Below are 12,485 nucleotides of genomic sequence, written 5' to 3' on the forward strand. Positions count from 1 at the left end.
CAATTATGCCATATTTTTGTGCCTTCCTTCCTCTGAGAAGGAGTTTTTAGATTTCAAATGCCTAACAAGTGGCTGGCTTGGCGTCGTCAAGGAGGGATAACTCTTGGCCACCCAGAAGTTATCCGTGCTAAAAACGTAAAGGACCATTTATACACGCTCGTCATAGAACAAATATTGCGAAGCTTGTCTAAAGCGTTCATACCCCATATCCGACCTCCCTGTGCGTAAGGCGAGGATAGACATAGAAGCACCCGTCCTTCTGCTTCAGTGGTCAACAGAACATGTTTTCTTTCAGTCATGCTCTTGCTGACGGCTCCTGTCGGGAATGCTTCGCGACAAAATGGGAGATCACATATGATCCGCGAAACCGGCGCTACCCTTTTTCTTGAAAAACAAAATATTCCATTTAGTCTGCACCACTACGAATATAACCCAAACGGCGGCTTGATCGGAATGCAGGCTGCAGACGCAATTGGTGCTGATCCAGCGAGCGTTCTGAAAACTTTGGTTGTTGAAATTGACAAAAAACAACCCGCTTGCGTGGTGGCACCCTCACACCAAAAGTTAAATCTCAAGAAGGTTGCAGCACTTTTCGGTGGGCGAAACGCTCGCATGATGCCTCCTGAAAAAGCTCATGAACTGACAGGATACCAATCTGGCGGAACCAGTCCCTTCGGGCAACTCACGCCCATTCCCGTTGTTTTGTCGCAGGATGCGATGAACCAGGCATATGTTTATATCAATGCGGGTCATCAAGGCTTCGTTGTACGCATCTCCCCACAAGACGCCCAGCGCATTACAGACGCCAGAGTTGCCGATGTCGCGGCTGACTGACCAACAGAGCGAGTTCATTCGGGAAGCGTTGCCCTCGGACGCAAACACAGCGACATCAAAGCTCTCTCCGTGCCGTTCTCTGTCCAAGGAACAGAGCACTCTTGTCCAGGAAGTCCTGCCATTCTGTTCTGAACACTTGCACGACCGAAGTGCACTTCTCGTCATCGAAGGCGCGGCGGGCACCGGCAAGAGCGTTGTGCTAAATGCTATTTTTAATATCATTCAGACACGAGCGCGTTCCAAAAATTCTGCCGATCCACTCAATGGTACGCACAATACGCTTCTGGTTAACCATCCCGAAATGCTGAAACTCTACCGCAATATCGCGGCAGACATGCCGGCGCTTAAAAAAACGGACTTCGAACGTCCGACAACATTTATCAATCGCCATCATAAAGCTGAGACCAAAGCAGATATCGTGCTGGTCGACGAGGCCCACCTGCTTCTTACCCGGCCAGATCGCTACAACCATTTCAAACAACAGAATCATCTGGAAGAAATCCTGGATCTGGCTCGGGTGGTTATTATCGTTTTTGATCCGTCCCAGGTTCTAAAATTCAAAAGTCATTGGTCCAGCCCCCTACTGGATCAGTTCTGCCAAGGTCGTTTGACCCGAACCCTGCATCTGACTACTCAATTCCGGGTTGAAGCTGGACCTGAAATCAGACTTTGGCTTGATGCGCTGACAAAGGGCCACCTCTTGCCCCGCCCCCGGAATCAGAAGTTTGACCTGCGCGTCTATGACGATTGCGCAAAGCTTTATGAAGATCTGCAGGCTCGCAACCGGGAAGTCGGTCTCTGCCGACTGCTATCGACCTACGACTATCCCTATCGTTTAGACGGCAAAGACCATTTCATTGAAGAAGGAGATTTCCGCCTGCGCTGGGACCGCTCCAAGCCAGAGGAGAAACTGCCTTGGGCAGAGCGCCCGGACACCATTGATGAAGTCGGCTCCGTTTATACCATTCAAGGCTTCGACCTGAATTATGCTGGCGTGATTCTGGGGCCTTCCCTGACCTACGATGCCACAACCGACAGAATTCGTGTTGATCCGTCTCGTTATGAGGATAGTGCCGCATTTCAGGGACGCGAGGGCATAGCGGCTCCTGATAAAGCGAAACAACATATCATTCTGAATGCTTTGAATGTTCTCCTGACACGCGGGATGAAAGGGCTGTATCTCTACGCACATGATCCTGCTCTCCGGAAGCGACTTTTAGACAATTGAAGCTTCCTGACAGAACAGTTCGCCACCATTTGCGTTCAGTCCTGACTACCCAATAAAGTTTAACGATCAAGAATGATTGACTTGCTATTCTTCTGTGCCTCGCTCAAATCATGCAAGGAGATCTCGTTATGATGTTCAAGTCCCCAGTTACTCTTGCCGCATTTTTTAGTGCGTCCTTTATTTGTTACAGCGCGTATGCGGCAGACACTATTGATAAAGGCTCTATCTCGTCAGGTAATGTCGAGATCATTGGGCGTTTTCAGGAGGCTCAGCCTTCCGGGATTGCCGCATTACCAGATGGCCGCCTGGTCCTCGGCTTCCCTCGCAGCGTCAAAGATCACCCTGGACCACGTCTGGCCACCTATGCAGACGGACATTTGACCCCTTTCCCAGATTCCGCAACCCAGGATCGCTTTGTTTCCCCCCTGGGCATGACTTTAGACGCGAGAGGTCATCTCTGGGTTCTGGATGAGGGAATGTTGGCTGGACAGGGAACGGTTCCCGGAGCGCAGAAACTGTTCGAGATCGACCCGGGCACCAACACCGTCTTGAACGTCCTCTCACTTTCTGCGCCAACCCTTTTGCCAGACAGTCACGTTAATGACGTGCGGATTGATCTGACGCATGGTAAAGCAGGCACAGCGTTCATTACCGACACCTCGACCGGTATTCACCCCGCATTGATTGTGGTGGACCTCGCTTCGGGAAGGCAGCGTCGTATTCTGGCCGACACGAAACCTGTGATGCCGGAAACGGGCTTCGTCGCAGTTATGGATGGTCGTGCTGCGCGTTACGATGCCAATCATGCCCAGATGCCCCAAGGTGGAGCAAACGGGATCGGTATCAGCCCGGACCAACAGACACTTTACTGGCAGCCACAGACCAGCCGTAGGCTCTATTCAGCCCCAACTTCCGTGCTCTCTGATCGTACCGCGACAGAAAAGCGGATAGAAGCTTCCGTCCATGATGAAGGCGAAACAGGCATGGGCGTTGGTATGGCAACGGGGCCAGACGGCTCGCTTTACATCACTGACGACGAACGTCATGCCATTTTAAGGCACGCCCCGGATGGAACACTCTCCGTGGTCGCACACGACCCTCACATGATCGAGCCCGACGGTCTGGCTTATGGAAAGGATGGCCTGTACTCAACAATCGGCCAGTGGGCACGACTGCCAGATTTCCACAATGGAAAAGATATGCAGGAACTGCCCTATATTGTAGTCAAGATAACACTTGCAAAATAATTATATAAAATAGGATAATAAACCCACGCTGTGCATATGCGTGGGTTTATTATCAATTCTCTCAATACGCGACGCTGACTTCACCCAGGAACATACGTCCCGCAGACGGCGTTGCTCGGTTTGAGAAAAGGCTCTGATAATTCAGTCTATTCGCCAGATTGTAGCCATTCATGGAAATTTTCCAATGCTGGTTAAATCGATGGGAAATCATGGCACTGAAATCCAGATTTGCCGGAGCGCGCAAGGTATTGGCTGCATTTAGCCAGACATGCTCACGCCATGTCAGTCCTCCACCCACTGTTAGGTTGTAAGGTTTGTTCGGGAAAGCACTATATGCTGACCAGAGTGTCGCCTGATTATGCGGCACATACTGAACATTCTTGCCGCGGTTCGCCTTGGTGGCAGAATACGTCGTACTACTGTCGTAAAGAGCATAGGTCGCAGAGATATTCCATCCTGGTAGAATGACACCTCCGACAGAAAGCTCCAGGCCCTGATTGCGCTGCCGATCAGAAGAGCCCTGAATTTCGCCGGTCACAGGATCAGCATTCAATGCATTCCCCTTGTCCAGCCGGAACAGCGATGCTGTCAGACCCAAACGGTCATGCAAAATACTGTACTTGGCACCAAGTTCGTAAAGCTGTGCCTTTTCCGGGCTCGCAAAGGAATTGGTTCCTGGCCGGATCGGTACAGACCCATTGGTGACATACATTCCCATAGGGGTCGTCGAATTAGCCCATGTAAAATAATAGGTCTGATGCGCATCCGGCGTGATGACAAGACTTGCATTAGGGTTAAAAACGCCCGTGACATCATGAAAGTGTTGATCGGGATTTTTGGCGACGTTTCCGCCAGTCAGATTGTAGCTCGTCTGCCAGCGGTCCCAGCGGAAACCACCTTTCACAGAGAGCCACTTGGTGAACCAGACCTGATCGAAAAAGAACAGACCCGTATCAAACCCATATCCATTACTATGAGACTTTGCGCCCAAAGAACCCAGAGAGACCAGTCCTCCAGGGTTCAGGTCTCCCGGAACCAGTTCAAGATTACCCACATGCGGATTGGGGTTCACAAGGCTCGCATAGGGTTTTGGTTTCAGATAAGTCGACTGTGATCGAACATCATTAACACGCTCGATATCAAATCCTGTCACAATCTGATGCCGAAGAAAGCCAGTATGGAAGTCCGCAACCATAGAGCCGACATTCTGTACCGACCAACTCGTCTGCTCATATGGCAAAGGCGCCATGTATGTTCCTGCTCCGGTGCCATTTCCCGCCCCGCTAGGACCAGAGCGCGCAACAAGAGCCTTTGATGCATCTCCATTGAAGTAATTATTCACGCAAGTCGTGTCACAGGTCGCTTTCGAGGCTGCAAACGAGCGGAAATATTCTCCTCCCCGCAAATCATCGTAAAACGTGATGTGTTTGTTCAGCTTAAAGCTGAAGCGTGCGGTTTCCATGTTGGCATTTGTGGCGTTCTGATCGTTATCGGTGCCGTACCAGTTCGTACGACGGATGCCATATTCCGTGATGGGCTGGCCATATTTCGCTCCCGGCTTCGTAACGACGGGAACACCGAAATCAGGAACAGAATTTTCCTGCTGATGCATGTATTGAAGAACCAGCGTCGTTCTTTTTCCAATACCGAATGCAAGGGACGGAGCAACACCCCAGCGATGGGAGAAGATATAATCCCGCCCTACAACGTTATGTTCATCCCCCATCCCAGTAATCCGGAAAGCCGTAGAATCATTGATTTTCTGGTTCACATCCAGGGTGCCACGGTAATAACTTCCTGACCCTCCGGAAAAATCAGCCGAGTAATGATTTTTCAAGCCAGGCGTCTTGGTCACCATATTAATCGCGCCGCCTGTCGTCCCATTTCCGAAGACTTCGGAAGATGGCCCCTTGATCACAGACACACTTTCAAAGTTGAATGAATCACGCGAATAAACGCCGAAATCTCTCAGGCCATCTTCGTAAATATCGTTTTGTGCCTGAAATCCCCGGATCAGAAACTGATCCCCGTTCATTCCACCAGCACCTTCACCGATGGACGTAGTCACGCCCGGCACATTCCTCAGAGCCTCATCAAGAGATTTGACATTCTGCTGCTGCATCAAAGCTTGCGGTACAACATTGATGTTCTGCGGCGTATGCATCACATCCTGCGGCATGCGGGAGAGCCCAAGAGCCTGATGCATGGTGTTAAAACCATGTCCCTGCACTGTCAGATGTTCGACATCTGACCCTTCAATATCCGCAGTCTCCTTTGAATGCCGCGTTGATGTGTCAGGTTTTCGATCTGGCTTTTGACCGTGTGTCTCAGGCGCTGCAGCATAACCCTGCGAAGACATTAAAAGAGTACCAGCAATGGAAAGAGACGTGATGTGCGTACGCAATGAATTTGTCACCAAAAACCTCTTTTATGTGAGCTGATGTTTCACAACATGACACCCATATAGTTTTAGTGATAATCATTCGCAACAAAAATTTTTACAGCCAGAGCCGTACTGGATTTTCCTTGGCTTCAGCTACGCTTTCGGGATATGGCCCCTCACGCAGCGGTCTCCACAATCCCTTCATCTCTGATGATCCAAAAGACACTTCAAATGACGAAAATTGATTGACTACCATGCCGACGTAGTAGCGTTTGAAAAGGAATGTGATAGATTTACTCTCTCGTTTTTCAAACGCAGAAAGCTCTGACATTGACCATGAGATATATCCGGCTGCGTTTTTTCATCCCATATTTTTCTTTACTTGCAAGTGAAGGGTGTTCCTTTCAGGGAGTCCCCTCTTTTCCTGTAGCCGGTGCATACTTTCCAGGCTGGATGGTCTGTGGGCTTATTGGTGTGGCAGTCGCTGTGGGATTGCGAATGGTATTTCTTCTAACCGGAATTGATGCCAACCTCAGCTTTCGGCTTTTTACTTATATGGCTCTGGGCGTCATCGCCGCGCTGACGATGTGGACGCTGGTGTTTGGTCCCTGATGATGCAGCGCACTCGTATCTCTCATACAAAGCCAATTGGTATCATCATTGCAGTTCTCTGTGTGAGCGCGGCTCTTTTGTTTGGCATCCATGTCTCACACGAAGACAGCACTCACCCTTCCTCCGACAGCGCGAGCATTGATGCAGAAGTGGTCCATATCGCCTCTACAGTTGGCGGCCGGTTGAAGGACTTGCACGTTTCGGTCAATCAGCATGTCCATAAAGGCGAAGTCCTTTATCAGCTCGATCCGGAACCTTACGAACTGATCGTCCGACAGGCTGAGGCCAATCTGGATCTCGCCAATGCGGAAGTTGAAAACCAGACACGCCTACTCAGTATCAAGACATCGAACGCAGCTACAGCGGAAGATCAGGTCGTTCGTGCCAGAACCAACCGCGATCTGGCCGCACGTACAGTTGAGCGACTAAAACCACTTGCTGGACAATCTTATATTCCATGGCAGCAGTATGATCAGGCCCGTGTCGCATTGCATGACGCTGAAGTCTCACTTTCGCAGTCACAAAACCAATCAACTGCGGCAACAACGGCAATTGGAAATCTGAAAAGCTCTCTTGCTGCACGGGATGCTAGCCAGGCAGCTCTCGATCACGCCAGATACGAACTTCGCCAGACCGTCGTGAGTGCCCCAACCGATGGGTACGTTACCAGCCTACGCGTCAAAGAAGGCGAAGTTCTCGCACCATCCCAGGTTCTTTTCACGCTGATTTCCGATGATGAATGGTACGCGACTGCCAATATTCGTGAAATCAATCTTTCTTCCGTGCAGATTGATGACTGCGTGACCGTTTATTCCATGATTGACCGACATATTCCCCTAAGAGGACATATCGAGAGTATTGGCTGGGGTGTTCTGTCCGTAGACTCTGCTGGGATTGCCCGATCGTTACCTGTTGTCCCGCGTCAGATGGACTGGGTTCACGTCGCCCAGCGCTTCCCGGTCCGTATCAGGTTGGAAAAAACAAATCCACATCTTCTAAGGCTCGGCGCTACAGCGACTGTGGAGATCCGACATGGCGCAGCCTGTCCCTGATACGGCGGCGAGCGCGCCCTCTCCCCCTCCCAACACACAGATGATGCCAGGACTGACCATGGCCCGGATCTGGCGACTAATCTGCGATCAATCGCCTGGGCGCCTTGGATATGCCCTTCGTATGGCCGCAGCCTGCACGACGACCGTTCTGATTGGAGAAATCTGGCAGGTACCCGAACTGGCAGTTCCGGCTCTCGTAACAATGGCACTCTGGCAGAAAGACCGCGTCACCAATGCAGTAGCCGGGATCGCCGTCAATGTGCTCATCCTCATCCTGCTTCTGGTCATCTACGGTCTGGTCCGCGTAACGCTTGATCATCCCATGGGACTGGTAATCGTTATTGCCCTGTTGTCATTCAGTTTCTTTTTCCTGGGGTCAGCCAGCAAACTCAAACCCGTAGCCTATATGCTGGGTCTGATTACAGTTTACGGATTGGTGGCGATCGATCAGGTTCCCGTAGGAGAAATCGTAACACGCGCACTCCTTTATACGGATCTGTTTCTGGCCATCCCCGGGGCTGTCATGATCGTACTTGGCCTTCTGATTTGCCCATCCCCAAAAAAAATCCTGACAGACGACATCGCTGCCCGGCTCCACATGGCCGCCTCTCTTCTTCAGAACCCTGGCCTCCAGACACGTGAACGGGCTACTGCTCTGCTTAGAGACGGTACGACAGGGATGATGAAGTCTGCCAGAATGGCTGCACTTGAAAAAATCTGGTCTACCCATGATCTGGCTTGCCTGAAACAGGCTGCCAGCAACAGTTTTGCCATTCTGGCACTTGCCGATCATGCGAGCCGAACATCCCTGAGAGAAGAACCGTCCAGTCGTCTTGTAAAAACTCTTGAAAGCATGGCGGATATTTTTTCAGACGGCGATTATCCTACAAATATTCAAAGACCTGTCATAAAGCCCGAGCAACCCATTCTAGAAGCGATGGCCAATCTTCTGCCAAATTTTACAACCCCATCTGCCGCTTACAATGAAACGCCATCCAAGCCGAAAAAATCCGGATTTTTTACAGAAGACGCTTTTAGCAACCCTGATCATGTCCGTTTCGCAGTGAAAGGGACCGCTGCGGTGATGCTAAGCTATCTGACCTTCAAAGTACTGGACTGGCCCGGTATCCATACCTGTATCATCACCTGCTTCATCGTAGCACTTCCTACGATGGGCGAAATGATTTCAAAGCTGACATTACGAATTACAGGCGCTCTGATGGGAGGAGCCCTGGGGATCGTCTCCATCATTGCGATCATGCCACATCTGAATGACATCACCGGCTTTTTGATATTGGTTTTCGTCGTTTCCCTAATTGCCGCGTGGATCAAGACAGGAGACGAACGGATTGCCTATGCTGGTTTTCAGATCGGTCTGGCCTTTTATCTAACGGATTTGAAAGGCTATGGCCCAACCGCTGACATGGCCACCGCACGAGACCGCATTGTCGGTATCATGCTTGGGAATTTTATCACGTATATGATGTTCACCAGTTTCTGGCCTTCGAGTGCCTATGACCATCTCGGGTCCAGCCTTCGAAAGTTGGCGGAGTGCCTAAAGAACCAAGGTAAGGCACAAGCCGTTCAGGATAAAATCCAGGCTGCTATCAGCAGTCAGGCAGCATTGGCAGAAAGCGAGCGAACACTTGAGTTTGCCATGTCTGAGCCACTCCATATGCGCGCAGATCAGCCACGCCTTTGGGCTGCCCGAGAAGCTCTTGATGATACGGCAAATCTCACTGAAGAACTGCTCATCACTTCTGAGAAAACTGATCTTTCTGATCGCATTGCAAGACTGAAACAGATTATCTCATGATCTATTCGCCCCAAATTTTCTCGCAGCTTGTATCGTCTTCCAGACCGCCCTCTAGTCGCCTCTGGTTTTTGTTGACGCCGCTACTGTTGTCTGGCTGTGCCACGCAGGCTCTCGATACGGCTCCAGGCCGGCCTGATCGTCCCTGGCAGCCTAATGTCGCAGTGGGGGGAGAATTGGTACCCGGCAAACCAAGTCCGCACACCCTGACTGTTCCAGCGGGATATACCCTCCCTTCCAATCAGAAAATTCATGTTCGGCCACCAGCTTCCGAGTTGGGTTTCCAGACTGGACATGCCTATTCCCTGTCTGAACTGATCGATATTGCGCAGTCCTCCAATCCTGAAACACGACGCGCCTGGAATCTTGCCCGTGATGCCGCTCTGACTGTCGGCATCACGAAGAGCACTTATCTTCCCCGCCTGACAGCAACTGTCGTTGGAGGCTACAATCACAGTCGTAATGATGGTGCCAGCCCTTCCATCAGTAATGGGGGCCTTGCAGGAGACGCTATCAATTCAGGGCTGAACGGCCTTAACAGTGCCTTGGGAGGTATCCGCAATAGCAGATCAGGGGCTGGCGAAATTCAGACCCTTGGTCTGGAATGGCTTTTGTTCGACTTCGGAAAGCGCGAAGCGATCATCGCAGCAACAGAGCAGGCACAGATTGCGACCAATATCCTCTTCACCGCAGCCCACCAGAAGATCATCTATAACGTTACGACCGCCTATTATACGCATGCTGCTGCACAAAACCGCGTTGCTCTGCTGCACAAAGCACGAGATAATGCCCGCTTCGTTGAAGCTGCCGCGACTGCCAGGTTACATCAGGGTCAAGGAACTATTGTCGATGTTACACAGGCGCGCCAGGCAACAGCTCAAACTGAGCTCAGACTTGTTCAAGCAGAAGGCGACGAGCAGAATACTGCACTGGAGCTTCTGAATGCCATCGGACTTTCGCCCAACACAAAACTTGAGACGCTGGATATTTCCGGGCGCCCTCTGGGTCTGAACGATATTCGATTAACGGATGCCCTCGTCCAGCAGGCTGTTTCACGTCGTCCAGATGTTCTGGCGGCATATGCTCATGCAAAAGCCGCCAAAAGCAGAGTTCGGGCCGCCAAAAGCGAGTTTCTTCCGAAAATCTTTATGACCGGGAACGTCGCCTATACCACAGGGCGACTTGCACTTTCCTCTGTACCAGGCGTTGGAAGCGAAGCACCTCCCACCCTCAACCTCTCAAGTAATGCATTCAGCAGCCTGATCCTGGGTGGAATTACCGTACCCATTTTTGATGGTGGGACACGAATGGCCCTCCTCAAGCAGGCAGAAGACCAATCAGACAGTGCGGAAGCCACAGTACAACAGACAATCGATAGCTCGGTGAAGCAGATCGTGGCTGCGGAAAATGCACTGCATACAAGCCTAAGTGCCTATGCTGCATCCGACAAGCTCGAGACAGCTGCAATGACGGGTTTCAAGGCATCCACAGCAGCGTATCAGAATGGCGTAGGATCAATGACCCAAGTCAGCATCTCGCAAAATGCTTATCTGGATGCGATGCTCAGTCACTCGGATGCGTATTATGCAGCCTTAATCGCAGCGGCCAGCCTTGCTTTTGGGACCGGATCCTTGAGCCAAAATGAAGGACTGTAGACTGCGTTCGGTATCTGCCTAAACAAAGCGAGCCACCCCAGACCTCGATGGAAATACACGATGTGATTTCAAAATTATTTCTTAATGACATTCTTTAGAGAATAAATTTCTTATTTTTCTTTAACGATACAGATATTATAATATACATTAAACTAAAAAAGTAATAGTAATTAAGAGAATAAAAATAAGTTAAAAATAATTTTTTAAAGAAATTTCTCAACTAGAGATAATTTTTATCAACAAATAATATAAATATATTATTTTATAATAACAATCTCGGAAACGTTACCAATAATAAAATGAAAAATCACCATCGCGTTATTCCAAACAAAAAATAGTCATTTCTGTTATTCGTGAAAATTTTGAATGAAGAGACACACGCATATCAAATTATGTCTTCAGGAGAAGGCCATTGGAAAAAATAGCTGATTCCGGCCCTGTTCAAATCTTCCTTTCGCGTAGAAAGCTTCTGGCTTTTTCCGGTGCCTGCCTAACAGTCGCAGCAATTGGAACACCATCGAAAGGATCTACTCAGGACGTTGTGGCATCAAATCGCGATAGCATTTCGGATTTTATGCAGCTTTCCGCTTTTGCCACCGGTCACAAAAATCTGGATCTCAATATCGGATCAGCACTTCTCTTGGCATTTGAAGCTCAGAAGCATGATTTTTCTGCTCAAATAAAGGCTCTCCGCGAACATATTACTAAAAATAATTATCAGGATGTTGAAGCACTGGATGCAGTCATAAAAGATGATCCTCTGCATTCTACACTCCTTCAAATTATCCGAGGCTGGTATTCAGGCGTTGTTGAGAGTGGAACAAACGCTAAAGTTTACGCCTTCGAAAAAGCACTCATGTATCAGCCGTCCCGCGATGTCGTGGTCATTCCGACATATGCTCATAACGGACCCAATTATTGGGTCTCGGAACCCGCATCCGTCGATGTCATGCCGGCATTTTAAGGACTTTATTCCGTGATTATGCGATATTTTCGCCCTCTGTCCGCCACAGCCATGACAACCGTTCTGCTTCTCGCAGGGACGAACGTACGGGCGCAACCGACAGAACCAACACCCGCTTCAGCGCATCGCCCCTCCATCAGCCGCGGTCATTATCTGGCAATTGCCGCCGATTGTGCGGCCTGCCATACCAATGGGCGTGACGGTCAATTTCTTGCTGGTGGTTATGCCATTTCTTCCCCAATGGGTAATATTTACTCAACCAATATTACGCCGTCGAAGACGCACGGTATCGGCAACTATACGCTGGAGCAGTTTTCTAAAGCACTTCGGCATGGTATCCGCGCCGATGGCGCTCAACTGTATCCCGCTATGCCTTATGACGCCTATAACCGCCTGACGGATGAAGACGTCAAGTCGCTCTACGCTTACATCATGACAGAAGTAAAACCCGTAGATGCACCTTCCCCCAAGACGCAACTCCCCTTCCCGTTTTCAATTCGTGCATCACTCGGTATTTGGAAAATTGCGGCAAGGATCGAAGGCAAACCCTATGTCTTTGATCATACGCACAATGACGACTGGAATCGTGGTCGCTACCTGGTCGATGAACTCGCCCATTGCGGTGAATGTCATACACCCCGTAACTTTTTTCTGGTTCCTAATCAGTCCGCTTATCTTGCTGGTGCGGACATAGGAT

The 12,485-nt window shown here is 50.1% G+C and carries 10 protein-coding genes; 9 read left to right on the forward strand and 1 reads right to left on the reverse strand.

All coding sequences use genetic code 11. From position 1 onward, the window contains the following. Positions 1–354: 354 nt before the first annotated feature. From ybaK to GJA01_RS14335, 3 genes are all read left to right on the forward strand, one after another. Positions 355–834 (forward strand): Cys-tRNA(Pro) deacylase, encoded by a 480-nt coding sequence (gene ybaK, locus GJA01_RS14325; RefSeq protein ID WP_062024614.1) that lies wholly within the window; start codon positions 355–357, stop codon positions 832–834. Beyond that, positions 818–2,062, forward strand: coding sequence for a DUF2075 domain-containing protein (locus tag GJA01_RS14330; RefSeq protein ID WP_062502551.1), 1,245 nt, complete (start codon positions 818–820; stop codon positions 2,060–2,062). The genes ybaK and GJA01_RS14330 overlap by 17 nt, the downstream gene beginning before the upstream one ends. Positions 2,063–2,190: 128 nt before the next feature. Then, complete coding sequence (locus GJA01_RS14335; protein ID WP_062502552.1) at positions 2,191–3,309, forward strand: SMP-30/gluconolactonase/LRE family protein; 1,119 nt, start codon at positions 2,191–2,193, stop codon at positions 3,307–3,309. Between the two features lie 61 nt (positions 3,310–3,370). Here GJA01_RS14335 and GJA01_RS14340 read toward each other — a convergent pair whose 3' ends face one another. After that, entirely contained in the window at positions 3,371–5,725 is a 2,355-nt protein-coding gene (locus tag GJA01_RS14340) for a TonB-dependent receptor (RefSeq protein ID WP_172794443.1), read from the reverse strand. Positions 5,726–6,145: 420 nt separating this feature from the next. Here GJA01_RS14340 and GJA01_RS15675 point away from each other — a divergent pair, with 420 nt between their 5' ends. From GJA01_RS15675 to GJA01_RS14370, 6 genes are all read left to right on the forward strand, one after another. Next, on the forward strand, positions 6,146–6,304 hold the full coding sequence (locus GJA01_RS15675) for a hypothetical protein (protein WP_253783090.1): 159 nt from the start codon (positions 6,146–6,148) through the stop codon (positions 6,302–6,304). A gap of 2 nt (positions 6,305–6,306) precedes the next feature. Continuing rightward, complete coding sequence (gene mdtN, locus GJA01_RS14350) at positions 6,307–7,356, forward strand: multidrug transporter subunit MdtN (RefSeq protein ID WP_062502559.1); 1,050 nt, start codon at positions 6,307–6,309, stop codon at positions 7,354–7,356. Then, entirely contained in the window at positions 7,337–9,172 is a 1,836-nt protein-coding gene (locus GJA01_RS14355; protein ID WP_062502554.1) for an FUSC family protein, read from the forward strand. Before mdtN ends, GJA01_RS14355 begins: the two co-directional genes overlap by 20 nt. Then, positions 9,169–10,824, forward strand: coding sequence for a TolC family protein (locus GJA01_RS14360; protein ID WP_062502555.1), 1,656 nt, complete (start codon positions 9,169–9,171; stop codon positions 10,822–10,824). Before GJA01_RS14355 ends, GJA01_RS14360 begins: the two co-directional genes overlap by 4 nt. Before the next feature lie 412 nt (positions 10,825–11,236). Continuing rightward, positions 11,237–11,788: a sorbitol dehydrogenase family protein gene (locus tag GJA01_RS14365; RefSeq protein WP_062502556.1), complete on the forward strand. Its 552-nt coding sequence runs from the start codon at positions 11,237–11,239 to the stop codon at positions 11,786–11,788. Between the two features lie 18 nt (positions 11,789–11,806). Continuing rightward, on the forward strand, positions 11,807–12,485 hold a 679-nt coding region (locus tag GJA01_RS14370), incomplete at its 3' end, for a c-type cytochrome (protein ID WP_062502557.1).

It is taken from the genome of Gluconobacter japonicus, from assembly GCF_002723975.1.
GTDB lineage: Bacteria > Pseudomonadota > Alphaproteobacteria > Acetobacterales > Acetobacteraceae > Gluconobacter > Gluconobacter japonicus.